This is a genomic window from Frateuria edaphi (assembly GCF_021117405.1).
GTDB lineage: Bacteria > Pseudomonadota > Gammaproteobacteria > Xanthomonadales > Rhodanobacteraceae > Frateuria_A > Frateuria_A edaphi.
The window spans coordinates 2,827,396-2,851,868 of sequence record NZ_CP088251.1 but is presented as its reverse complement, the minus strand read 5'-3'; the positions used below and the strand labels follow the sequence as shown (position 1 = coordinate 2,851,868).

At 68.5% G+C, this 24,473-nt stretch carries 20 protein-coding genes and 1 riboswitch; of the genes, 11 read left to right on the top strand and 9 right to left on the bottom strand.

Translation table 11 applies throughout. The features are described from left to right. Positions 1-91: 91 nt before the first annotated feature. Positions 92-1,693 carry a peptide chain release factor 3 gene (locus LQ772_RS13285; protein WP_231321391.1) on the bottom strand — a complete coding sequence of 534 codons (1,602 nt, stop codon included), beginning with the start codon at positions 1,691-1,693 and terminating at the stop codon, positions 92-94. A 171-nt stretch (positions 1,694-1,864) separates the two neighbouring features. On the opposite strand from LQ772_RS13285, the gene LQ772_RS13280 reads away from it, so the two are divergent. Continuing rightward, on the top strand, positions 1,865-2,302 hold the full coding sequence (locus LQ772_RS13280; RefSeq protein WP_231321390.1) for a hypothetical protein: 438 nt from the start codon (positions 1,865-1,867) through the stop codon (positions 2,300-2,302). A 57-nt stretch (positions 2,303-2,359) separates the two neighbouring features. Here LQ772_RS13280 and LQ772_RS13275 read toward each other — a convergent pair whose 3' ends face one another. Next, a complete protein-coding gene (locus LQ772_RS13275) occupies positions 2,360-3,031 on the bottom strand; it encodes a M24 family metallopeptidase (protein ID WP_231321386.1) in 672 nt (223 codons plus the stop codon). 202 nt (positions 3,032-3,233) lie between these two features. On the opposite strand from LQ772_RS13275, the gene LQ772_RS13270 reads away from it, so the two are divergent. Further along, entirely contained in the window at positions 3,234-4,025 is a 792-nt protein-coding gene (locus LQ772_RS13270; protein ID WP_231321385.1) for a hypothetical protein, read from the top strand. Between the two features lie 58 nt (positions 4,026-4,083). Here LQ772_RS13270 and LQ772_RS13265 read toward each other — a convergent pair whose 3' ends face one another. Then, complete coding sequence (locus tag LQ772_RS13265; RefSeq protein WP_231321384.1) at positions 4,084-4,800, bottom strand: 2OG-Fe dioxygenase family protein; 717 nt, start codon at positions 4,798-4,800, stop codon at positions 4,084-4,086. Positions 4,801-5,002: 202 nt separating this feature from the next. After that, positions 5,003-5,117: riboswitch (SAM riboswitch) on the top strand. Positions 5,118-5,196: 79 nt separating this feature from the next. Here LQ772_RS13265 and metX point away from each other — a divergent pair. The 3 genes from metX to LQ772_RS13250 are packed head-to-tail and all read left to right on the top strand — an operon-like array spanning position 5,197 to position 8,491. Beyond that, entirely contained in the window at positions 5,197-6,210 is a 1,014-nt protein-coding gene (gene metX, locus LQ772_RS13260; protein WP_231321383.1) for a homoserine O-succinyltransferase MetX, read from the top strand. A 20-nt stretch (positions 6,211-6,230) separates the two neighbouring features. Continuing rightward, the gene (metB, locus tag LQ772_RS13255; RefSeq protein ID WP_231321382.1) at positions 6,231-7,418 is read left to right on the top strand and encodes a cystathionine gamma-synthase; all 1,188 of its coding nucleotides are present in this window, start codon (positions 6,231-6,233) and stop codon (positions 7,416-7,418) included. Beyond that, a complete protein-coding gene (locus LQ772_RS13250) occupies positions 7,415-8,491 on the top strand; it encodes a homoserine dehydrogenase family protein (protein ID WP_231321381.1) in 1,077 nt (358 codons plus the stop codon). The genes metB and LQ772_RS13250 overlap by 4 nt, the downstream gene beginning before the upstream one ends. A 141-nt stretch (positions 8,492-8,632) precedes the next feature. On the opposite strand, the gene LQ772_RS13245 is transcribed toward LQ772_RS13250, so the two are convergent. The 6 genes from LQ772_RS13245 to LQ772_RS13220 form a co-directional block, all read right to left on the bottom strand. Continuing rightward, entirely contained in the window at positions 8,633-8,878 is a 246-nt protein-coding gene (locus tag LQ772_RS13245; protein WP_231321380.1) for a DUF6582 domain-containing protein, read from the bottom strand. Positions 8,879-9,031: 153 nt separating this feature from the next. Next, the gene (locus LQ772_RS13240; RefSeq protein ID WP_231321378.1) at positions 9,032-10,696 is read right to left on the bottom strand and encodes an APC family permease; all 1,665 of its coding nucleotides are present in this window, start codon (positions 10,694-10,696) and stop codon (positions 9,032-9,034) included. A gap of 314 nt (positions 10,697-11,010) precedes the next feature. Further along, entirely contained in the window at positions 11,011-13,440 is a 2,430-nt protein-coding gene (locus tag LQ772_RS13235; RefSeq protein ID WP_231321376.1) for a GH92 family glycosyl hydrolase, read from the bottom strand. A 64-nt stretch (positions 13,441-13,504) separates the two neighbouring features. Next, positions 13,505-14,932 (bottom strand): glycoside hydrolase family 125 protein, encoded by a 1,428-nt coding sequence (locus LQ772_RS13230; protein ID WP_231321375.1) that lies wholly within the window; start codon positions 14,930-14,932, stop codon positions 13,505-13,507. Further along, on the bottom strand, positions 14,929-17,595 hold the full coding sequence (locus LQ772_RS13225) for a beta-mannosidase (RefSeq protein ID WP_231321374.1): 2,667 nt from the start codon (positions 17,593-17,595) through the stop codon (positions 14,929-14,931). The genes LQ772_RS13230 and LQ772_RS13225 overlap by 4 nt, the downstream gene beginning before the upstream one ends. Positions 17,596-17,607: 12 nt before the next feature. Further along, on the bottom strand, positions 17,608-18,375 hold the full coding sequence (locus LQ772_RS13220; RefSeq protein ID WP_231321373.1) for a copper homeostasis protein CutC: 768 nt from the start codon (positions 18,373-18,375) through the stop codon (positions 17,608-17,610). A 586-nt stretch (positions 18,376-18,961) separates the two neighbouring features. Here LQ772_RS13220 and LQ772_RS13215 point away from each other — a divergent pair. The 6 genes from LQ772_RS13215 to LQ772_RS13190 are packed head-to-tail and all read left to right on the top strand — an operon-like array spanning position 18,962 to position 24,370. Continuing rightward, positions 18,962-19,813, top strand: a complete 852-nt coding sequence (locus LQ772_RS13215; RefSeq protein ID WP_231321372.1) for an STAS domain-containing protein — start codon at positions 18,962-18,964, stop codon at positions 19,811-19,813. A 3-nt stretch (positions 19,814-19,816) separates the two neighbouring features. Continuing rightward, entirely contained in the window at positions 19,817-20,179 is a 363-nt protein-coding gene (locus LQ772_RS13210) for an STAS domain-containing protein (protein ID WP_231321371.1), read from the top strand. Next, complete coding sequence (locus tag LQ772_RS13205; protein ID WP_231321370.1) at positions 20,176-20,580, top strand: anti-sigma regulatory factor; 405 nt, start codon at positions 20,176-20,178, stop codon at positions 20,578-20,580. Before LQ772_RS13210 ends, LQ772_RS13205 begins: the two co-directional genes overlap by 4 nt. Continuing rightward, the gene (locus LQ772_RS13200; RefSeq protein WP_231321369.1) at positions 20,571-21,587 is read left to right on the top strand and encodes an ATP-binding protein; all 1,017 of its coding nucleotides are present in this window, start codon (positions 20,571-20,573) and stop codon (positions 21,585-21,587) included. The genes LQ772_RS13205 and LQ772_RS13200 overlap by 10 nt, the downstream gene beginning before the upstream one ends. Beyond that, a complete protein-coding gene (locus LQ772_RS13195; protein WP_231321368.1) occupies positions 21,580-22,440 on the top strand; it encodes a sensor histidine kinase in 861 nt (286 codons plus the stop codon). The genes LQ772_RS13200 and LQ772_RS13195 overlap by 8 nt, the downstream gene beginning before the upstream one ends. After that, a complete protein-coding gene (locus tag LQ772_RS13190; RefSeq protein ID WP_231321367.1) occupies positions 22,433-24,370 on the top strand; it encodes a response regulator in 1,938 nt (645 codons plus the stop codon). Before LQ772_RS13195 ends, LQ772_RS13190 begins: the two co-directional genes overlap by 8 nt. Positions 24,371-24,473 lie beyond the last annotated feature (103 nt).

Genomic DNA, 24,473 nt, shown 5'->3' with positions numbered 1-24,473 from the left:
GGTCACGCGGGGCGTTCTGCAGGAGTGCACCCGTGCGCGATCGCGAGGCACGCTGGTCGCCGCGCAGGTGCGCTACTGCGGGGAGCGCGGGTTACACCTCGACCGAGGCCGCGTGCTCGCGCGTGGCCGAGAAACGCACCTTCGGCCAGCGCTCCTGTGCAAGCTGCAGGTTGACCCGCGAGGGCGCCAGGTACACCAGTTCGCCGGCCGCATCGATGCCGAGGTTCATCGCGTTCTTCTCGCGGAATTCCTCCAGCATCTTCGGGTCATCGCAATGCACCCAGCGTGCGGTCGCCACGCCGACCGTATCGAACGAAGCATCCACGCCGTACTCGTCCTTCAGCCGGTAGGCCACCACGTCGAACTGCAGCACGCCGACCGCGCCCAGGACCAGGTCGTTGCTCATCAGCGGACGGAAGAACTGCGTGGCGCCTTCCTCCGACAGCTGTGCCAGGCCCTTCTGCAGCGCCTTCATCTTGAGCGGGTCGCGCAGGCGCGCGCGGCGGAACAGCTCCGGCGCGAAGTTGGGGATACCAGTGAAGTGCACCGGCTCGCCCTCGGTGAAGGTGTCACCGATGGAGATCGTGCCGTGGTTGTGCAGGCCGATCACGTCGCCGGGATAGGCGCTCTCGACGATCTCGCGGTCGCTCGCCATGAAGGTCAGCGCATTGGCGATGCGCACTTCCTTGCCGGTGCGCGTCTGCAGCATCTTCATGCCGGCGGTGTAGGTGCCCGAGCACACGCGCATGAAGGCCACGCGGTCGCGGTGCGCCGGGTCCATGTTGGCCTGGATCTTGAAGACGAAGCCGGTGAGCTTCTCCTCCTCGGGCGTTACCGCGCGACCGAGCGTGCCGCGGGGGCGCGGGCCCGGCGCGTGCTCGACGAAGAAATCCAGCAACAGCTGCACGCCGAAGTTGTTCACCGCCGAGCCGAAAAACACCGGGGTGAGCTTGCCGGCGAGGTAATCCTCCAGCACGAACGGGTTGGAGGCGCCTTGCACCAGCTCCAGTTCGTCGCGCAGTTCGGCCAGCATGTCGGCGCCCACCGCGGCCTCCAGGCCGGGCGCGTCCAGACCCTTGAAGATGGTCGAGTCCTGCCGCGTGAAGTTCTTGCCCGGCTCGTAGACGTGCACCTCGTCCAGCAGCAGGTGGTAGACGCCCTTCAGGCGCTTGCCCATGCCGATCGGCCAGGTCACCGGCGTGCAGGCAATGCCGAGCACCGACTCGACCTCGTCGAGCAGTTCGATCGGCGAGCGCCCCTCGCGGTCGAGCTTGTTGATGAAGGTCATGATCGGCGTGTCGCGCAGGCGGCACACCTCCATCAGCTTGATCGTGCGCTCCTCCACGCCCTTGGCGCAGTCGATCACCATCAGCGCCGAGTCCACCGCGGTCAGCACGCGGTAGGTGTCTTCGGAGAAGTCCGCGTGGCCCGGAGTGTCGAGCAGGTTGACGATCTTGCCCTCGTAGGGGAACTGCATCACCGAGGAAGTCACCGAGATGCCGCGCTCCTTCTCCAGCGCCATCCAGTCCGACGTCGCATGGCGCGCGGCCTTGCGGCCCTTGACGCTGCCCGCCATCTGGATCGCACCGCCGAACAGCAGCAGCTTTTCGGTCAGGGTGGTCTTGCCCGCGTCAGGGTGGCTGACGATGGCGAAGGTGCGGCGGCGGCGGGTTTCTTGGGCGTGCGAGGACATGCGGTCGGTCGGAGCGGGAGTCGAACCGCGCATTGTAGCCGGATCGGCCAGGCGGTCCGCCGGAATCCCCATCGGTCACGACGCGCGGTTCACACGTGCGCAACAGCGCGCAGGCGTAGCGTCGCCCGCGCGCCGCATCCGCGTGCGCGCCCCCATCGAAGGAGGTGGGCCATGAAACGTGTCGCCATGCTGTTCGCGTCGTTGATGCTGTTCGCGGTGATGGGTTCGACGTTAGCCCAGGAGGCCAAGCCCTACAGGGAGGGGCCGGTCAGGGAGGTCAGCTTCATCAAGATCAAGCCCGGCCAGTTCAACAACTACATGAAGTACCTGGACGGCCCCTACAAGGCGGCGATGGAGGCCAGCAAGAAGGCCGGCTTGATCATGGGCTATTCGGTCTACGAGGCGCAGCCACGGACGCCGCAGGACGCGGATCTGATCCTGGCCGTCACCTACCCGAACATGGCGGCGCTCGATCGCACCGACGAGGCCGATGCCATCCGCGCCAAGGTAATGGGTTCGCTGGAGGCACAGGACAAGGGGATGATGGACCGCGAGTCGATGCGCGAGCTGCTCGGCAGCCAACTGATCCGCGAACTCATCCTGAAATAGCGATGCCACGCGCTGGCATGGGTGAGGCCCTTCGCCCGCGGCGAGGGGCCTTTTGCATCACGGCGCCAAGCGCTCCACGCCGAGCAGGTCCTCGTAGAACGCGCCGAACGGCTCGCTGGGGTGGGCGATCTGGATCTCCAGCACCCACAACCCCGGCGAGGGCGCGCCGTCCAGCGTGCCGAGATCGCCGCCCTTGTGCACCGAATGCGGGAAGTCGCCCAGGCGGTGGCCCTTGATCGCATGGTTGAAGCGCCAGCCCATCGCCTGCGCGCGTTCGCTCGCGAAGTCGTAGAGCGCCCGGCCGCTCAGGCCGTCGCTGCGCCAGGTGCGGGCCACCTCGTCGAACAACGTGCGGGCGGCGTCGGCGCAGGCCTGCCGCTCCGGCGCGTGGCCGACGACGAAGGTGTCGCCGACGTCGCCTTCATGGCCGTCGAACACCAGCCCGAGGTCGATGAAGTAGCTGTCGTTCTCGGCCAGGCGCACGTTCGGATCGGAGCGCTGGCGATAGGTCTTGGTGGTGTTCGCGCCGATGCGGATGATCACCGGATGCCACAGGCGCTCCATGCCGAGGCCGCGGAAAACGTCGAGCGCCTCATGGCGCGCTTCCTCCTCGCCGATCCCCACGCGCATGCGCTCGCGAATGCCGTGGAGCGCGGCCCATGTCTGCGCGCGGGCATGCTGCATGCGGACGGGATCGAAGCGGGTGCCGACGGCTTCGCGGTCAGTCATGGGCGAGGGCTCCGGAGTGGGAGCTGCATCATCGCAAGCGGGCCGCCCGGATGCAGCAAGGCTCGGCTCGCTTGCGCATAACACGTTCTTGATGCGGCGTTGGGCTTGCCGAGCGTAGCGTTCGCCGGCCGGGTTCGGATGGCGGTCGAAGGGGCGGGCAGAGGAAGCGCCGGCGCGATCAACTTCCGGGAGTGTATCGGCCATGAAAACGTCAACGCTCGCCGGCATGCTGGCGGTTTTGCTGCTGCCCGCTGCCGCGTTTGCGCAGAACGCCATCGACGGCACCTGGAAGATCGACATGAACAAGGTCCATCTTCCGACCAAGCCCGACGTGCTCGTGCTCAAGGACGGCATGTTCCATTGCAAGACCTGCGTGCCGCCAATCGACGTGAAGGCCGACGGCACCGACCAGCCGGTCAGCGGCCACCCCTACTTCGATTCGATCGCGGTGAACGTGGTAGACGAGCACACGGTCAAGGAGACCGACAAGAAGAACGGCAAGGTGGTCGCCACCGAGACCACGACGGTGGCACCGGACGGCAAGAGCGCCACTTTCCAGTTCAGCGACAGCAGCGCCAGCCACAGCGCCCCGGTCACCGGCAAGGGCAGCATGACCCGCGTGGCCGCAGGGCCCGCCGGTTCGCACGCGCTGTCCGGCTCGTGGCGTACCAGGCACATCGACAACATGTCGGACAACGCGTTGACGATGACCTTCAAGCAGGATGGCGACATGCTGAGCATGAGCAGCCCGACCGGACAGTCCTACTCGGCCAGGCTCGATGGCACCGACGCGCCGTTCAAGGGCGATCCCGGCGTGGACAGCGTCAGCGTACGCAAGACCGGCAAACACAGCTATGTGGAAACCGACAAGCGCGACGGCAAGGTGGTGAGCGTCGCGACGATGACCCTGCACGCGGACGGCAGGACCATGGATGTCGCAGTCGACAACAAGTTGCGCGGCGCGACGATGTCGTTCGTCGCGATGAAGCAGTAGCCGGCAAGGCGGGCGCGGCACGCGCCGCCCCGCCCGGCCGCTCGTTGCGGGACTAACGTCAGCCGCCGGCTGCATCCGCGCGGAAGGTCACCACCAACACGTCGCGATGGGCGGGCAGGGCCGGATCCTTCGGCGTCACCGCAGTGACGCCGTGGAACACGCGCGCGTCGTCCACCAGCGCGGCATCGAACGGATGGACGAGGGTGAAGCTGCCCAGCAGATGGCCGTCGGCGGCGTGGATGGTGGTGGTGCCGCTTTCGATATTGCTGCGGTCGACCAGCAGCACCAGCACATAGTCCACGCCGTCGCGGTGCACGCCCTCGGGCGTGGGCTCGCCCGCCTCGCCGGCGCGCGCCTCGATGCGGAACTGGTGCACTTCCAGATGCCAGCGGGCCACTTGCGGTGCGAGCGCGCCGAAGAAGTGGTGGCAGAAGTCGAGGATGCGGCGAAGGCTCGGACCATCGGCATGGATCGGCTCGAACCAGCGCTCGATGTCGCCCTGAAGCGTGTTGTAGGTCTTGCTCTGATAGTGCGGCTGATGCGCCTCGCGGTGGACGCCTTGCGCGTCGGCCGAGAACACCGCGTGGCGGCGGCGCCGATGGCGGCCGGTCGAGGCCAGGTAGGCATCCGGGGCGAGGTCGTTCCAACTGGCGGTGAAATCCTGCCAGTCGGGCAGGGAGGCCGCATCGAGCAGGACGCGCATGGCGTCGGCGGCGGCGAAGGCGAAGCCATCCTGGCGAAGCTGCTCGTGCAGCGCGGGAAGTGCAGCGGTCATGTCCGGGGTGGGCGGGGAGGGGGCATCAGCATACGCCCGATCTCGAGCCGTCTTCTTCGGGAAGGTGGCAATGGCATACGCCCGGTCTCGATCCGCCTCCGGAAGGCGGGCGCGCTCGGTCGTGTCATCGTGTTGAAGTAAAGGACATCCAGACGTCTAAACGGCTATTGACAGTTCGCCCGATCAAGCCCCAGAATCGTCCCACTCATCGAGACCGGCGGAGGGATAGGCCCTTTGATGCCGGGGCAACCTGCGGGAAGCGTTCCCGCGACGGTGCCAATTCCTGCGGGGCGCCTGGCGCCGCCGAGAGATGGGCGTGATTCGTCGCCGACGTGCAACCGTCGGCGGGGGATGGCGACCTTTCCGGTTCCCGCAGGCGATGCCACGGAGAACCGCATGACCGCCCAGCCGCTGCCCCTGCCCGTATCGCCCGCCGCCGAACCGCCTCGGGTGGACGCCCGCGCAGGTGGACTCACCGCCCAGCGCAGCACGCGACGGCTGACCCTCTCGCCCAAGTACGGCACCGGCGCGCGCGCGGTCGACGTTCGCTACCTCTGGTGCGGCGCCGCCGACGCGCCGACGGTGATCGTGCAGGGCGGCATCTCGGCCAGCCGTGACGTCACCGCCTTCGACGGTTCGGCCGGCTGGTGGCAGACGCTGGTCGATGCCGGCGCCGCGGTCGACCTGGACCGTTGTCGCGTGCTCTCGATCGACTGGCTCGCGCCGGCCGATCTGGGTGTCGAGGCGATCTCCAGCGAAGACCAGGCCGACGCGCTGGCCGCGCTGCTCGACGCGCTGGGCATCCACCGCGCGCATGCTTTCGTCGGCGCCTCCTACGGCGCGATGGTGGCGCTGGCCTTTGCCGCCCGTCATCCGCGCGCGCTGGACCGGCTGGTCGTGCTGGCCGGCGCCCACCGCCCGCACCCGCTGGCGTCGGCCCAGCGCAGCGTGCAGCGCGGCATCGTGCGGCTGGGCCTCGCGAGCGGGCAGGTGCAGGAGGCGCTCGGCCTGGCGCGCCAGCTTGCGGTCACCACCTACCGCGGCCGGGAGGAATTCGGCCGCCGGTTCGCCGGTGCGCCCGAATTCCGCGAGGGCCGGTTCCGCCTGCCGGTAGAGGACTACCTGGAGCACCAGGGCCGACGCTTCATCGAGCGCTTCGATGCCGGCCGCTTCCTCGCGCTGTCCGAATCGATCGACCTGCACGACGTCACGCCCGAGCGCATTCCCACGCCTGCCACGCTGGTCGGCTTCGCCTCCGACCTGCTGGTGCCGCTGGCCGACCTGTGCGAACTGCAGCGGCGCCTGCATGGCCCCACCACGCTGGAAGTCCTCGAGTCGCCCTATGGGCACGACGGCTTCCTCAAGGAAACCCACCAGCTCGCGCCGGTGCTGCGCGCTGCGCTGGCCTGACACCCCACGGAGCATTCCCCATGAGCGAATCGGCCCCCTGTACCCGCGCCGTGCGCGCCGGCATCGAAACCGACACGCAACACGGCGCGATCGTGCCGCCGCTGCACCTGTCGACCAACTACAGCTTCGACGGACTGGGCGGCAAGCGGCCCTATGACTACTCGCGCAGCGGCAATCCCACGCGCGACCTGCTGGGCCATGCGCTGGCCGACCTGGAGCTGGGCGCCGGCGCGGTAGTGACGGCCAGCGGCATGGCGGCGGTCGCGCTGGCGCTGGAGCTGGTACCGGCCGGCGGCCTCGTACTTGCGGCGCACGACTGCTATGGCGGCACCTGGCGGCTGCTCGATGCGTGGGCGAAGAAGGGCCGCTTCGAGCTGGCCTTCGCTGATCTCACCGACGCCGCCACACTGGCCGCGGGCCTGGCGCGCAAGCCGGCGCTGGTATGGGTGGAGACGCCCTCCAACCCGCTGCTGCGGATCACCGACATCCGCCACGTCGCGCAGGCTGCGCACGCCGTCGGCGCGCTGCTGGTGGTGGACAACACCTTCCTCTCGCCGGCGTTGCAACAGCCGCTGGCGCTTGGCGCGGACGTGGTGGTGCACTCCACCACCAAGTACATCAATGGCCACAGCGACGTGGTCGGTGGGGCGGTGGTGGCGCGTGATGCCGCCGTGGCCGACCAGCTGAAGTGGTGGGGCAACTGCCTGGGCCTGACCGGCGCGCCGTTCGACAGCTTCCTCACCCTCCGCGGCCTGCGCACGCTGGCGGTGCGCCTGCGCCAGCACCAGGAAAATGCGCAGCGCATCGCCGAGTACCTGGCGATGCACCCGGCGGTTCGCGCGGTGCACTACCCCGGGCTGCCGGGCCACTGCGGGCATGCGCTGGCGGCGCGCCAGCAGCAGGGTTTCGGTGCCATGCTGAGCTTCGAGCTGGCCGGCGACCCGGCGAGCGTCGCCGCACTGGTCGATGGGCTGGAGTTCTTCTCGCTGGCCGAATCGCTCGGTGGCGTGGAGAGCCTGATCGCGCATCCCGCTTCGATGACCCACGCCGCGATGGTGCCGGAGGCACGCCGCAACGCCGGCATCGCCGACGCGCTGCTGCGCGTCTCGGTGGGCATCGAGGACGGCGACGACCTGCTGCTCGACCTCGCGCGCGCGCTCGACCGCGCGGCGGCCGTGCAGCCGTCCAAACGCCGGGTGAGCGCATGAGCGCGGTACTGGCCGATTGTCCGCAGCCATCCCCTGCCATCGCCGTGGTGCTGCTGGGCACGGGTGTGGTCGGCGGCGCGTTGCTCAAGCTGCTCGATACGCCGGCGGCGGCGGCGCTCCGGCTGGTCGGCGCGGCCAACTCGCGGCGCCAGCAGACCGACCCGCGGCGGCTTGCGCAACGCAACCTGCGCGAGCAGCTGCGCGGCGAGGGCGGACCGCGCGATGACGCGGCGTTGTTCGCCGCGCTGGATGCCAGCGGCGCGCCGGTCAGGGTGATCGTCGACGCCACGGCCAGCGCGGTGCTCGCCGCGCGGCATGCGACGTGGCTGGCGCAGGGCTACCACGTCGTCACCGCGAACAAGGCGTTGGCCGGTGGAGAACTGGCCGGCTGGCGCGCGCTGCAGGCGGCGCTCGCCCACGGCGCGTGCTACGGCGACGCGGCCACCGTCGGCGCGGGGTTGCCGGTGCTTTCCACCCTGCGCCGGCTGCGGGTCTGCGGCGACAGCCTGCTCACGCTGGAGGGCGTGTTCTCCGGTTCCTTGTCGTACCTGTTCAACCAGTACGACGGCAGCCGCCCATTTTCCGCGCTGCTGGCCGAAGCGCGCGCGCTCGGCTACACCGAACCCGATCCGCGCTCGGACCTGTCCGGCGAAGACGTCGCGCGCAAGTTGCTGATCCTCGCCCGCCATGCCGGCTTTGCGCTGGGCAGCGAGGAGGTGGAGGTGGAAAGCCTGGTGCCGCCTGCGCTGCGCGAGCTGGACACCGCCACGTTCCTCGATCGGCTGTCCGAGCTCGACGCGCCACTGGCCGAGCGCCACGCGCAGGCGGCCGCGCGCGGGAACGTGCTGCGATTCCTGGCTCGTCTCGACCAGCGCGGCCGCGCGCGCGTCGGGCTGGTCGAGGTGCCGCCCACGCATCCGTCCGCGCGGCTTTACGGGACCGACAACCAGTTCGCCCTCACCACCACTCGCTACAACACCCAGCCCATGGTGATCCAGGGCCCGGGGGCGGGGCCGGAAGTCACCGCGCAAGCGTTGCTTGGCGATGCCCTGGCGTTGGCGCGAGGGAGCTAGGTGGCGGGCGATCACCGGGCCGACACCGGCTCATGCCGCGTGGGGTCGCGCCATTCGATCCGGCCACTTCATGGCTACAGGCGAACCGGGCTTGCCGCGGGAGGACCTCTCGCCTGGCCCCGCGCGCCGGGATGACCGCCATCAGGACTTCTTGCCCAGCTCCCGCCAGCTCTTTTCGCTCACCTCGACGTCGAACTTCTTCGCCGCCGCCTTGATGCGTTTCCATGCCTCGTCGCGGTCGTCGTCGCTGACGCCCTTGACCTGGTCGAAACGCGCAATGGCGTTGCGAACGTGGCTGGCGTCCTCCAGCGGCTCCTTGCGCTGGTCGGGGAAGGCGAAACTGCCGCGGGACAGGTCGTCCCGTTTGTCGCTATCGAGCTCTGCCATCGGAATGCTCCACAGGTGGTGCCCCGCGAGGGGTGACACGGAATGTTGTCGCGTCCCCCGTAAGCCACGCGTATGGAGGGTGTGAGCGCTGCCTTGCGGCAATAAAAAACGCGCGGCTCATCGCCGCGCGTTCGGTGGTGTTGCCGGTGCAGGTCAGTGGCCGGTGATCTTCTCGGCTTCTTCCTCGTCCGGCGGGATCTGCAGCGCATCGGGATGCTGCGCCGCCTGCTCGCGCTCGGCCTCGATCGCCGGCGTGCGCCAGCCCGACGCCACGCCCCACAGGTAGAACACCAGGCCGATCACGCCGACCACGGCGAGGTCGTAGCCGTAGGGGATGTAGTCCAGGCCGCCGAACTTGGCGCTGCCGACCTTCGACACCGCCGCCAGCGTGATCAGGTAGGCGATCAGCCACCACGCGCCCTTCAGGTGCCGGCCGAACTCGTGCCAGCCGTGCTTGGCCGTGTAGTAGAAGTAGACCGGAAGCGCGACCACCATCAGCAGGATGATTTCGCCGGTCAGCGGCCACTTGGCCCAGTACAGCAGTTCGGCGGACATGATGAAGGCGATGCCGGCAATGATCGGCAGGCCGGCAAGCCGGAACGGGCGGTGCAGTTCCGGCGCGGTGCGGCGCAGGGTCATCACGCTGACCGGCCCGGTCAGGTACGAAATGATCGTCGCCACGGAGATCACCGCGGCCAGCGAGTCCCAGCCGCGGAAGAAGAACAGGAACAGGAACGACACCACCAGGTTCAGCCACATCGCCGGGCGCGGCACGCCGGACTTCGGATCGATGCTGCCGAAGATGCGCGGCAGCGTGCCATTGCGCTCCATGCCGTAGATCATGCGGGCGGTGGTGGCGGTGTAGGTCATGCCGGTGCCGCTGGGGCTGACGAAAGCGTCGGCATAGAGCAGGATCGCCAGCCAGTTGAGGTTGACCAGTACCGCCAGTTCGGCGAACGGCGAGCTGAAGTTGATGCCCCTCCAGCCGGCCTGGGCCAGCAGGTCCGGCGGCACCGCGCCGAGATAGGCGATCTGCAGCAGCACGTAGACCACGGTGGCCAGCAGGATCGCGCCGATGATCGCGAACGGGATGCTGCGCCCCGGGTTGCGTGCCTCGCCGGCCAGGTTCACCGGGCTCTGGAAGCCGTTGAAGCTGAACACGATGCCGGCGGTGGCCACCGCGGTGAGGATCGCCGCGAAATCGTTGGCGTGGCTGCCGCCGGTCGCGCCGACCTCGAGGTTCTCGCTATGGAAGCCGCTGGCGATCAGCGCGACGCCGGTGGCGGCCGGGATGATCAGCTTGACCAGCGTGATCAGGCTGTTGGAGCGGGCGAACAGCTTGACGCTCCAGTAGTTGAGCAGGAAGTACACGATCACCAGCACGCCGGCGATCGCCACGCCCAGCTGGCTAAGCTCGCCATGCTGGCCGGGCACGGCGTGGTAGAGATCCTGCGCCCATTGCCACTTCCAGCCGGCCATGTACTGCACCGAGGCTTCGGCCTCGACCGGGATCACCGAGACGATCGCGATCCAGTTGGCCCATGCCGCGATGAAGCCGACCAGCGAGCCATGCGAATAATGGCCGTAGCGCACCATGCCGCCCGACTCGGGAAACATCGCACCCAGCTCGGCGTAGGTCAGCGCGATGGACAGGATGATTGCCGCGCCGAGCACCCAGGCCCAGATCGCGCCGGGACCGGCGAGCTTGGCGGCGTTCCACGCACCGAACAGCCAGCCCGAGCCGATGATCGAGCCCAGGCCGGTGAACATGAGCGCGAAAGGACCGACGTCACGCCGGATGGAAGTCTGGTTCGCCATCGAGGGCCCCTGTGTCTGCCAGGCGCTGAGCGCCAAAGCGGTGATGGTCGCAAAGTGGGCCGGGCATGTCACCTGCGACGGCGGCTAGATGGTTTGTGGACGTCCGGATGTCCGGTTGTGGCGAGCGGGACGCCCGTGTTCCTATCGCCTCGGGCGAGGGTGGGGGATTCGGCAGGGCGTGTTGTCCGGCGATACCGAATCCTCACCCCAACCCCTCTCCCGGTGGGAGAGGGGCGTTCACATTCACGGTTGCAATGAGCGCAGGCACAGCCGAAATCGAAGCACCCGGCTCAGCTCGCACGCTGGAGCTAGCCTCAGACCGCGGGGGCCGCCTGCCCGAATGACGGCGGCCGATCCGCCGGTGCTGCACCGAACTTCAGATTGGGCGTGGCACCCATCTCGAACTCCAGCGTTCCGCCCGCCGCCAGCTCCGCGTGGCTGATCCAGCTCTTGGTCCATGGCTTGCCGTTCCAGCGCACCGCCTGGATGTATGGCTTGTCCGGCCCGTTCCCCTGCGTGCGGACCACCAGTTTCCTGTCGCCGGCCAGCATCACCTCGGCCTGGTCGAGCATCGGGCTGCCGAACACGTAGTTCGTGCTCACCGGATCGACCGCGTACAACCCCAGCGCCCCCAGCACATACCACGCACTGGTCTGCCCGCAGTCCTCGTTGCCGGCCAGCCCGTCCGGCTCGGGCCGGTACATCTTCTCCAGCAGCATGCGCACGCGCGCCTGCGTCTTGTGGTGCGCGCCGGTGTACGCGTAGAGGTAGGCCACGTGGTGGCTGGGTTCGTTGCCATGCGCATACTGGCCGACCATGCCGGCGATGTCCGGCGGCGCGTCCCCCGGCAGCGCCGAGCTGGTCTCGAAAAGCTCGTCCAGCTTGCGTTCGAACGCCTGCTCGCCACCGAACAGCGGCATGTAGCCGTACAGGTCGTGCTGGTTGAGGAAGGTCGCCTCCCAGGCGTTGGACTCGGTGAAGTCGCGCCACTTGTCGCCATGCCCCATGGCGCGCGGATCGAATGGTTCCAGCCACTTTCCGTCGCTGCCACGCGGGCGGACGAATGCCAGCTTCTTGTCGAACAGGTTGCGGTAATTGCGCGAGCGCTCGCGCAGGTGCTTTGCGTCCTCGTGCGCGCCGGCCGCCTCGGCCAGGCTCGCCATCGCCCAGTCGTCGTAGGCGTATTCGAGCGTCTTGCTGGCGCCTTCCCATTCCTTGTCGCTGGGGATGTAGCCGAGTTTGCGGTAGTACGCGAGGCCGCGATAGTCGTCCTCCATCGCGCGCTTGCGATAGAGCGGCCAGGCTTTTGCGTAGTCGATGCCGGTGAAGCCCTTGGCCTGGGCTTCGGCGATCACCACGGCGGAGTGGTAGCCGATCATGCAGCCGGTCTCCACGCCCTGCAGCGGCCATACCGGCGGGCCGTCCGGGCTTTCCGCCGCCATGCGCACCAGGCCATCGACCAGGTCGGGCACGCGCGCGGGCTGGAACAGCGTCAGCAGCGGATGCAGCGCGCGGTAGGTGTCCCACAGCGAGTAGGTGCTGTAGTTGTGCCGGCCCTGCGGCAGTTCGTGGACCTTCAGGTCCATGCCGCGATAACGACCATCGACGTCGCTGAACAGCGTGGGCGCGAGCATGGTGTGGTAGAGCGCGCTGTAGAAGGTGCGCTTGACCGGCTCGGACGGGCTGTCGACGCGGATGCGCGAGAGTTCGCGCTCCCAGGTATCGGAGGCCTGCTGCCGCACACCCTCGAAGTCCCACCCGGGCACTTCGGATTCAAGGTTGCGCCGCGCGCCGTCGATGTCGACCCCGGAGATGCCGACCTTCACCAGCAGTGGCTCGCGCGCCACGTCGGTGAAATGCAGCGCAGCCTTCAGGTGCTTGCCATGCACCTTGCGCGAGCCGGTGGGCAACGCCACGTCCTCGGCGTACAGCGAGGCGCGCGCGACCGGGCGCGAAAGCTTCATGGCGAAATGCATGTAGCGCCCGTTGGCCCACTGGTGCACGCGCCGGCTGCCGACCAGCAGGTCGTCGCCGATGAGCTCGAGCGTGGCATCGCTGACCTTGGCCGGCACCTTGGCATCGTCGTGGTAGCCGTGCGCCAGGTCGACCAGCAGATGCCCGTCGCCTTCGCCATGGAACCTGTAGCGGTGCAGGCCCGCGCGCAGCGTAGCGGTCAGTTCGGCCAGGATGTCGTGGTCGGTCAGGTGCACGCGGTAGTAGCCGGGCTGCGCCTGCTCGCCGTCGTAGCGCGAGCGGTAGCCATGGCCGGGTTTGCCGACCGCGTCGGGCGGCAGTCGCGTGCTCGCGAACGCCGCTTCGTCGAAGTGCGATTGGTAATTCTTGTCCGGCAGCCCGCGCTCGCCCGGCTGCAGCAGCACCGGACCCTGCGCCGGCATCACCAGCACGTCGAGCATGTCGCTGGCGCCGGTGCCGGAGAGGTGGGTGTGCGAAAAGCCCATGATCGACCCGTCGCGCTGGTGGTAGCCCGAGCAGGCGTCCCAGCCGGCGTCGTTGGTGTCGGGGCTCAGCTGCACCATGCCGTAGGGCAGGGCGGCGCCGGGGAAGGTGTGGCCGTGGCCGCCGGTGCCGACGAACACGTCGACGTAGCGCGACACACCCGCGTCGGCGCCCATCGATGAGCGAGGGGCGCCGGTCCGGCTCATCGCGAAGCCCGGCAGTGCCCCGGCCCCGCCCAGTGCGGCCAGGGCGCCCATGCCTTGCAGGAAGTGTCTGCGGGTCACCATGTCGAGTTCTCCTGTGGATCGGTGGGCGGCACCACGGATGCCGGCCTTGGGGTGGAAAGTGGATTCACGGGTTGCGCAGCAGCGCGGGCCGGGTATCGGCGAGCTTGACGATCAGCTCGCCGAACAGGCTGTTGGCCCAGGCGAACCACGCCCGCGTGAAATGCGCCGGATCGTCTTGGTCGAACGCTTCGTGCATGAAGCCGGTACCCGCGTCGGTATCGCGCAACCAGCGCAGGCACTGGCGGATCTCGGTCGCATCGCTGCTGGTCAGCGCGCGCACGGTGATCGCCATCGGCCAGATCATGCGCAGGCCCTCATGCGGCCCGCCGATGCCCTCGGCCGCCGTGCCGCGGAAGAAGTAGGGGTTGTGTTCGCTCCAGGCGCGCTCGCGGGTGCGCCGGTAGAGCGGATCGTCCGCCGCGCAGCAACCGAGGTAGGGCAGGCTGAGCAGGCTAGGCGCGTTGGCATCGTCCATGAACAGCCGGTTGCCGTAGCCGTCGATCTCGTAGGCCCAGACGTCGCCATCGGCGTCGTGCAGCCGCCCGTCGCGATGGGTGGCCTGCGCCACCTCGTCGGCCAGCGCCGTGCACTCGTCGGCGAAGGCGCCATCATGGTGGATCGTGCGGCTCATCGTCGCGAGCTGCCGCAGCGATACGACGGCGAACAGGTTGGCCGGGACGAACAGTGGATAGATGCAAGCGTCGTCCGAGGGCCGGAACGCCGAATGGATCATGCCGTTGGGGCGGGTCGGGTTGCCGTAGCCTTCCAGCGCCTGTGTCTCGGTGGGCCGGTCGCTGGTGCGCTGGAAGTGGTACGGGCCGCGGCCGTGCTTGCGTTGCTGGTCGCGGAACGTGTTCACGACCAGGTGCATGGCCGCGCGCCAGTCATCGTCGAACGGGGCCGCGTCGCCGGTCGCCCGCCAGTAGCCGTGCGCCAGGCGGATCGGCCAGCACAACGAATCGATCTCCCATTTGCGCTCGCCCACGCCCGGCTTCATGTCGGTCTGGTCCTGGCGCGCCCACGACAGCGGCTGCGCATGCGGATCGGGCATGAAGGCGTTGGCGTAGGGGTCGATGCGGATGCACCGCGCCTGGCGCTGTATCAGCCCATGGAAGAGCCGCTGCAATGCGCGGTCCTGCTTCGCAAGCGGCAGGTATGGCGCGACCTGTGCGGAGGAATCGCGCAGCCACATCGCCTCGATGTCGCCGGTGATCACGAACGTGTCCGGCTTGCCATCCAGCGTGCCCAGCTCGACCGTGGTGTCCAGCGTGTTCGGGTAGCAGTTGGCGAACATCCAGGCGAGCTTGGGATCGCCGATCAGCGCCTGCACCCGCGCCAGCTCACGTTCCACCGTGTCGCTGGTGAAGCGGCGCTTGCCCGGGGGCGGGCGCTTGCCGGCGTAGCCGCGCGCGCGAGCCATGGCGGCGTTGCCGATGGCGCCGGCGGCCGCGGTGGTGCCGAGCAGTTTGAGGAAGTCGCGGCGGGTGGTCATGGCGGGGTTCCCATGGCATGCGCAAGGTCCTGCACCTGCAGGGCTTGCCGGAGCGCTTCGACCGAGGCCTTGCTGGTGACCTCCAGCGCGGCGGGCTCGCCCGGCAGCAGGTCGAGGCTGTTGTCCGACAGATCGGCATCGAGATCGCCGAAGGAAACCCACACGTCGCGCGCCAGCGCATCGGTGGCAAGCGTCAGGGTGTAGCCCGTGGGCGTCGGGATGAGTTGCACGTGGACATGCGCCCGCGGAAGGCGCAGGTCCCTCGGCAGGGCGAAGAACACCAGGTTGCGGGCGACGGGCTTGCCGTCCTCGATCAGTTCGAAGACCGCGAAAGTGGCGCGTGGATCGGCGCCATCGAGCAGCTCCGCATCGGTGTAACGGGCAACCTGGGTGCTGGACAGCGGCGCCAGCGTCACGTCATGGTTTTCCTCGCGCCGCACCTTGCCGGCGAAGTCCATCAGGCGCAACCGCCAGCGCGCGGCAAGCGGGCTGGTGCGGTCGGAGACCAGCGACACCGTCGTCGAGCCCTCATGCCGCAAGGCCGCCACCAGCAGCGGCGCGTAGAACCGCCGGGCGCGGAACTGCAACGCCTTCCATCGCCCGTATGAATCGATGCTCGACCAGGTCACGCCCGGCCACAGGTCGTTGAGCTGCCAGTACAGCGAGCCCATCGACTGCGGACGCGAGGCGCGCAGGTGTTCGGCCGCGAGCGCGATCCCGTCGGCCTGCATCACCTGGCTCAGGTACACCAGCGCGGGAAAGTTCTTCGGCTCGCCATATTCGCGCCGCACGTACTCGAGCAGGCGCCGGTTGCCGTTGCCACCGTCGAACTTCTGGTGGGCGCGCAGCACCGGCGAATCCGCCTGCCACGGTCCCGCGCCGGCGAACGCGCGGATCGTGCGCAGGTCGGGGAACGACTGCAGGCCATATTCGGACTGGAAGCGCGGCGTGACGTCCAGGTACGCAGTGGTTGGTTTCGCCTGGCCCGACCAGACGTCCCAATAGTGGTAGTCGCCATCGTCCAGGCTGTTGGCGAAACCATCGCCACCCCGGCTGGGCGAACTCGGCCAGTACGGCACGTCGGGATCGTTCTGCACGACCGCATCGCGCAGCACCTCGCCGAACAGGTCGCGCATGCCCTGCCTGATGCGTTCGTTCTCCGCGGGCGCGAGCGAGGCTTGCAGGGCCTTGCGGTCGCCCCAGGACAACCAGCTGCTCTGCACCTCGTTGTTGCCGCACCAGAGCACGATCGAGGGATGGTCCGACAGGCGCTCGACCTGGTCCGCCGCCTCCTGCCGCACATTCGCCACGAACGCTGCATCGCGCGGCGGGATCGCCCCGCCGAACATGAAGTCCTGCCAGATCATCAGGCCCATCCGGTCGGCCATCGCATAGAAGGCGTCGGGCAGGTAATAGCCGCCGCCCCACACGCGCAGCATATTCATGTTGGCCGCGCGCGCCGATTCGAGCGTCCGGCGCATGCGTGCGTTATCCACGCGGGTGGGGAAACTGTCGAACGGGATCAGGTTCGCGCCCTTGGCAAAGATCGGGACGCCGTTGACGACGAACGCGAAGCTGCGGCCCCAGCGGTCCTTGTCGCGCCGAAGCTCGACCGTGCGCAGGCCGACCTGGCGCAAGCCTTCGTAGAGCGGCGTGCCGCCATCGCCCAGCCGCACCCGGACCGTGTACATGTCCTGCGCGCCATACCCGACCGGGTACCACCGCCTCGGATGGGCAATGGTTACCGGCACGCCCACGCGGTGGTGGCCTGCAACCACTTCGAAATCCGCGACCTGCCGGGCGACCGGCTCGCCATCCGGGCCGAACACGCTTATTTCCGCCGGCAACGTCGCCTCGCGGTCCGCATCGACATCGAGCTGCACGTCCAACCGGGCGGCCTGCGCATCAAGATGTTTCTGCGCCACATGGAGGCCGGCCACGCGCAGTCGGTCCCAGCTGTCCAGGTGCACCGGCTGCCAGATTCCCTCGGTGACGATGCGCGGGCCCCAGTCCCAACCGTACTGGTAGGCGGCCTTGCGCACGTAGTTGGCGCTCTGCAGGCCCTTGGGCTCGTCGCCGAAGGCCGAGTCGAACTCGCCCGGCAACGCGTACGGTTGTCGCTTCAGCCACGGCTGCAGGCGCTTGATGGGGGAGTACAGGCGAACTTCCAGCGTGTTGGCGCCTGCGTGCAACCAGGGCTTCGCGGATACCGCCCAGCGCCGGAACATGTTGTCCGCGTCGAGCAGCTTGTGCCCGTTGAGGGAGACCTCGGCGAAGGTATCCAGCCCCTCGAACACCAGTTCGGCATGCTGGCGCGCCAGCGTGGCCGGGTCGACATCGAAGCGTGTGCGATAGACCCAGTCGGACAGGCCCACCCACTGGATCGCCGCCTCGTTGCGCCCCACGAAAGGATCGGCCGCCAGGCCGGCCGCCATCAGGTCGGTCTGCACCGCGCCTGGCACCGTGGCAGCGAGCCAGTGCGCCGCTTGCGGGTGCTCCGCCTCGCGGGGGTCGCCCGGCACAAGGCGGACCTGCCAATCCTGGTCGAGAAGCTGCGTGGCCGGTGCCGTCCGAGCCGGCCCCGCCAACAGCACCAGCGCAGCCGCGATGCCGGCCAGGCGTGGCGTCTTGCGCGTGCGAGTGGACGGAGGCGGGATCGTCATGACCGCTCGGGGCTAGGTCGAGGCCGGGATTTCGCGCGCCGCCAGATCCTGCAGCGCCGATACCATCGCGCGCACTTCCGCCCTGTCGCTGCGCCACTCGCCCGTGGCCATGTCATCCAGGCCTGGCTGTCGATGGCGCATGCCCGACGGCAAGGCACGCTTCGCCGAAGCATGGAACTCGCTCGCGCCCGTCGCTTGAGCGAGCGCCGCAATGTTGCCTGCATGGACGCCTGCGCCGGGCATCACCACCAGCCGCCCGGCCGCCTGTTCCACCAACGCGCGCAAGGCCGCCGCGCCGTCGATCGCACTCGTCCGCGCGCCGGAACTGAGCACGCGTTCGCAGCCCAGTCCGATCACCGCCTCCAGCGCCTGCGCCGGGTCGACCACCATGTCGAAGGCGCGGTGGAACGTGACACCCAGTCGCCCGGCCGCACCGACCAGTGCCCGGCAACGCGCCTCCTCGACCCGACCCTCGGCATCCAGCACGCCGAGCACCACGCCGTCGCACCCCAGAGCCGCACAGGCCTCGACGTCGCGCAGCATCACCTCGCACTCGAAGTCGTTGTAGAGGAAGTCGCCCCCGCGCGGGCGGATCAGCACGTACAAGGGGATCGTCAGCCGATCGCGCGCCGTGGCGATCTCCGCGTAGGAAGGCGTCACGCCTCCCAGCTCCAGCGCCGCGCACAACTCGACCCGCCCGGCGCCACCTTCCTGCGCGGCCAGCGCGGAGGCGACCGAGTTGGCGGCAACTTCGAGCAGTGGTGCGGGGAATGCAGGCATCAGGAGACCTACCCGCCAGCGGATTCGGTCGCAAGGCGCTCGAAGCGAGCCCACGCGCTTGGGAAGGGGCGAGGATGTTTCACGGTTGCCTGCCATTTAGATCGATCTATATTGGCAAGGTAACATCGCCACCAGGGGCTTGCATGCGGCAGTGCAGTAACGCCGTTTGGATCGTGGGTAGCGCGCCCCTGGAGGTCTACCTGATGCGTCGAAGACCCATCCGCGCACGGCGGGTGGTCAGCGGCAGGGGCGAAACTTGCGGAAGTCCGCGCATCTGCTTTCGGCCCGAAGCAGGCATCCGGCACACCCGCGTTGAACGATGCTCCGCCTTCGCAATGGGCCAGTCGCCACAACACGCTCTCGCGTCACTGAATTGTCGCCCACCTGACCCGGTACGAAGCGGAAGAAATCGGGGCGCCCGGCGGAGATTCGGGGGCATCCATGGTTGCAGCCAGATCGCTGAGAGCGGGTGCTGCTGCGGTTGGAATCAAACCGGCTTCGTCGGTCGATGAACGCCGATCGCGGGCTACTGTCCTGATCACATCAGTTGCGCCATGATGCGCCGATTACTCAACAAGGAATGCCCATGGCACAGCTGCAGCCGTTGACGCTGGACGCAATGCGCAACAACGATGCCTGGCTGCTCGAGCAGTGGAACGCGGACCTGGCCAACAGTGGCGCCACCCGCGATACCCGCCTGAGCGCCGAGGATCTTCGCCGGCAGACCACCGAAGCCTTGCGCCTGCTGGTCCAGTGCGCGAGCCGGGGCGGCAGCGCCGTCGGCGGCGACGCATGGGCGGACGGCCGCGCGTTCCTCGAAAAGCTTTCGCGCGATCGTGCGCTGAACGGCTTCGATTCGCAGCACACCGCCAACTTCATCTTCTCGCTCAAGCGGCCGTTGTTCTCGCTGCTCCAGCGGGAGCTGGCAAACGATCCCGCGCGCCTGGCCGAGCAGCTGTGGGCCCTCTCCGAGCTGATCGACGAGCTGGGGCTGTACACCATCGCTACCTTCCAGAAGTCGCGCGAGGAAGTCATCCGCCGCCAGCAGGAGGAACTGCTGGAGCTGTCCACGCCGGTGGTCAAGCTGTGGGACGGCGTACTGGCGCTGCCGATGATCGGCACGCTCGATTCGCAGCGCACCCAGGTGGTGATGGAATCGCTGCTGCAGCGCATCGTCGAGACCGGCTCGGAAATCGCGATCATCGACATCACGGGCGTCCCGACCGTGGACACCCTGGTCGCCCAGCACCTGCTCAAGACGGTGACCGCGATCCGCCTGATGGGCGCCGATTGCATCATCAGCGGCGTGCGTCCGCAGATCGCGCAGACCATCGTGCACCTGGGCCTGGACCTGCAGGGCATCGTCACCAAGGCCAACCTTGCCGACGCGCTGGCGCTGGCGCTCAAGCGCGCGGGCCTGAACGTGGTCAAGGCCTGATCGATGGAACGCATTCCGATCCTGCGCATGGGCGAGTTCCTGCTGGTGACCATCCAGGTGGACATGCACGACCAGCTCGCGCTGACCTTGCAGGAGGACCTGGCCGAGCGCATCAGCAAGACCACCGCGCGTGGGGTGCTGATCGACATCTCGGCGCTGGACATGGTCGATTCGTTCATCGGCCGCATGATCGGCACCATCTCGGCGCAGTCGCGCATCATGGATGCCCACACGGTGCTGGTCGGCATGCAGCCGGAAGTGGCGATCACCCTGGTGGAGCTCGGCCTGACCCTGCCCGGCGTGAGTACGGCGCTCGACGTCGAGCGGGGCATGAAACTGCTGCGCGAACGCGTGGCCGCCCAATGAACGTACGCAACCGCGGCACCATGCCGGTTCGCGTCGAACAGGACGTCGTGCTGGCCCGCCAGGCCGTGCGCCGCGTGGCGCAGGAGTGCGGCCTGCGTCTGGTCGACCAGACCAAGCTGATCACCGCGGCCAGCGAACTGGCGCGCAATGCCGTGATCTACGGTGGTGGCGGCGACATGGACTGGGAGATCCTGGAAGACGGCGTGCGCAGTGGCGTGCGCCTGGTCTTCCGCGACCAGGGCCCCGGCATCGCCGACCTCAAGCTGGCCATGACCGATGGCTGGACGTCCGGCAGCGGGCTGGGCCTGGGTCTGACCGGGGCCAAGCGGCTGGTCAACGAATTCGAACTGGACAGCGCGCCCGGCAAGGGCACCCGCGTCACCATCGCCCGATGGACATAGGGCAGACCGGCGCACCCACCCTGGTGCTCGCGCTGGAAGATGCCAGCCAGGTCGGCCACGCCAGGCGGGTGGCCATGCAATGGGCGCAGCGGGCCGGATTCGACGAGGCCGACACCGGTCGCGCGGCGCTGGTCGCCACGGAACTGGCCAGCAATGTGCTCAAGCACGCCAAACGCGGCGCGCTGCATCTTTCGATGGTGGCCGGACGTGATGGGTCGGGGCTGGAAATCGTCGCGGTCGACCGCGGTCCGGGTTTCGACCTGGCGCATTGCCTGGTGGACGGCTATTCCACGCGCGGCACCCAGGGCATCGGGCTGAGCGCGCTTACGCGCCAGGCGCAGGTGTTCGACGCCTATGCCGATGCGCGCGGCGCCGTGGTGCTGGCGCGGCTTTACCCGCGCGGCACGCCGGCCGGGACGGATTACCGCTATGGCGTCAGCCATCACGCGCTGCACGGGGAGAGCATCAGCGGCGACAGCTGGCGGCTGGCCATCGACGGAACCCGGACGAGCGCAATGGTCGCCGACGGGCTCGGCCACGGTCCGCAGGCCGCCGAAGCCGCGGAGGCGGGCGCCGGGGCGTTCGCCGAATCGCCGTTCGATGCGCCGGAGGTACTACTCGAGCGCGCGCATCAACGCATGGCTGGCACCCGCGGTGGGGCGGTGGCGTTCGCGCGCCACGATGGCCTGGGCCTGCTGCGCTTCGCCGGTATCGGCAACATCGCCGCCTGCCTGGTGGGCGGGGAATCCAGCCGCGGGCTGGCGTCGCATCCGGGCATCGTCGGCGCGCAGTTCCGCAAGGCGCATGCGTTCGACTATCCGCACGTCGCCGGCCAACTGCTGGTGATGCACAGCGACGGACTTCAATCGCGCTGGCGCCTGGGCGATTATCCGGGCCTGTGGCAGCGCCATCCGGCGGTGATCGCGGCCCTCCTGCATCGCGACTACTGCCGCGGCCGGGACGATGCCACCGTCCTGGTCCTAGCCCTGGAGGCGAAGCGTGTCTGATTTGCCCGAATCCCCTGCCACCGAACTCGCGCGCCTGCGCGAAGAGGCCGCGGATCTGCGCGCGGAACTGGACGAGACCAACCGGGGCGTGCTCGCGCTTTACGCGGAGCTGGACACGCAGGCCGAGGAACTGCGCCAGGCCTCGGACCTGAAGAGCCGGTTCCTCTCCTACATGAGCCACGAATTCCGCACGCCGCTCGGCTCGATCCTGAGCATCGTGCGCCTGCTCAGCGACGAACTGGATGGCCCGCTCAACGAGGAGCAGCACAAGCAGGTCGACTTCGTGCAGAACGCGGCAAGCGAGCTGAGTGCGATGGTCGACGACCTGCTGGACCTGGCCAAGATCGAGGCGGGCCGCATCACCATTGCGCCGGCTTGGTTCGAGATGGTCGACCTGTTCGCCGCGCTGCGCGGAATGTTCCGCCCGATCGCCGGTGGCACCGCGGTCGACCTTGTGTTCGAGGAGCCGCATGGGATCCCCAAGCTGTACACCGACGACAAGAAGCTGGCGCAGATCCTGCGCAACTTCATCGCCAATGCGCTGAAGTTCACCTTGCAGGGTGAGGTGCGCGTGACCGCGAGCGTGGAAGGTCCCGGCGAAGTGCGGTTCTCGGTGAAGGACACCGGCATCGGCATCCCCGAGGACATGCACGCCAAGCTGTTCGAGGATTTCACCCAGGTCCATTCGCCGCTGCAACAGCGGCTGCGAGGCACGGGGCTGGGCCTGTCCCTGTGCAAGCGCTTCAGCCAGTTGCTGGGCGGCCGGGTCGGGCTGGAGAGCGAGCCCGGGCATGGTTCGGTGTTTTACGTGATCATTCCCACCGTCCTGCCTGGGGAGCATGCCGATGGCTGAGGAAATCCGCCTGCTGGTGGTGGATGACAACGTCGCCACGCGCTACGCCGTCAAGCGCGTCCTGGAGCGCCGCGGCTGCCTCGTGCTGGAGGCGGCGACTGGCGGCGAGGGACTGGCGCTGCTGCAGGCGCACCCGGTCGATGCGCTGATCCTGGACGTCAACCTGCCCGACACGAGCGGCTTCGACGTGGTCCGGCAGCTCCGCCAGCAGCCGCACACCGCCCTGCTGCCGGTGGTGCACGTATCGGCCTCCTCGATCGCCACCGGCGACGTGATCACTGGCCTGAATGCAGGCGCCGATGCCTACCTGGTGCATCCGGTCGACCCGGACGTGCTGATGGCCACGCTGCGCACGCTGCTGCGCGTGCGCGACACCGAGCGCGAACTGCGCGAAAGCGAGGCGCGTTTCCGCGAGATCTTTTCCCACGTGGCGGCGCCCATCGCCGTGCTCGACGCAGACCTGCGCGTGCATGAGAGCAATCCGGCGTTCGCCCGGCTGATTCCGTCCGACGCACACCTGCCGCGCCTGGCGGACTGCTTCGCCGAGGGCCAGGCCCAGGCGCTGGAAGCACTGAGTTCGAGCCTGCTCGCGGGCGAGCGATGGCAGGGCATGCTGATCGTGCGCGCCGGCGGCGCCCTGCGCGAAACCGAATGGCGCGTGGTGCCGTACCGGGCGCCGGGCCTGGGGTTGATCTTTGTCGAGGACGTCACCGAGCAACGCCAGCGCGAGCGCCAGCACCAGGAGGCGCTGACGTCGGCCACCACCCGCCTGGCACGCGAGGTCGAGGAACATGCGCACACCGAGGCACAGCTGCGCCAGGCGCAGAAGATGGATGCGCTCGGCCGCCTGACCGGGGGCATCGCGCACGATTTCAACAACCTGCTGACCGGCATCATCACCGGCATCGAGCTGATCAACCGACGCGTCGAGGAAGGCAGCCTCGACATACAGCGCTATTCGGACATCGCGCTCGAATCGGCGCGCCGCGCGGCCGCGCTCACCCACCGGCTGCTCGCCTTCGCTCGGCAGCAACCGCTCGACGCCAGGCCAGTGGATATCAACGAGCACGTTCGCTCGCTCAGGGACCTGCTCCACCGCACCATGGGCGAGCGGGTCGAGCTGCGTTTCGAGCTGGCCAGCGAACCGATGGTGGCGCGCATCGACGTCAGCCAGTTCGAGAATGCCGTGCTCAACATGGTGATCAACGCGTGCGACGCGCTGCAGGACAACGGCTATGTCTGCGTCAGCACCAGCGGCGTGCATATCCGCGCCGACCACGAACTGGCCGATGGCCAGTACATCGCCCTCAGCGTGCGGGACAACGGTTGCGGCATTCCGCCCGAATTGCTGGAACAGGTATTCGAACCGTTCTTCACCACCAAGCCGAGCGGCAAGGGCACCGGCCTGGGTCTTTCGATGATCTACGGCTTCGCGCGGCAGTCCGGCGGCCTGGTCCGCATCGCCAGCACCGAGGGCCAGGGCACCGAGGTGACGCTGCTGGTCCCGGCCGAGCAGGCCGAGGCGCGCCCGACCGTGACGCTGCCACAGGTGGTCGCACCGGGCGACGGCGAACACATCCTGCTGGTCGAGGACATGTCGACGGTGCGCATGCTGGTGGCCGAGCTGCTCGGCGAGGCGGGCTACCGCTGCTCGCGTGCGGCCGACATTGAATCGGCGCTGCGGGTCCTGCGCGGCGACGAGAGCCTGGACCTGCTTGTCACCGACGTCGGCCTGCCCGGCATGAACGGTCGCGACCTGGCCGATATCGCGCGCGGGCTTCGCCCGCACCTGCCGATCCTGTTCATCACCGGCTACGCGGAAAACGCGCTGACGCGCGAGAAGTTCCTCGGTCCCGACATGGACATGGTGGTCAAGCCGTTCGAGATCGAGCATCTGCTGCGGAAGGTCCGCACCATGCTTGATGCATGACGACTTTCGCCGCCATCCGGCCCGGTCGGAACTGTCGGCTGCCGCGCGGATAACCGTGCCGGTCCGGAGACCCTTGCGACGCTATGGGTCCACCTGCTTTGGC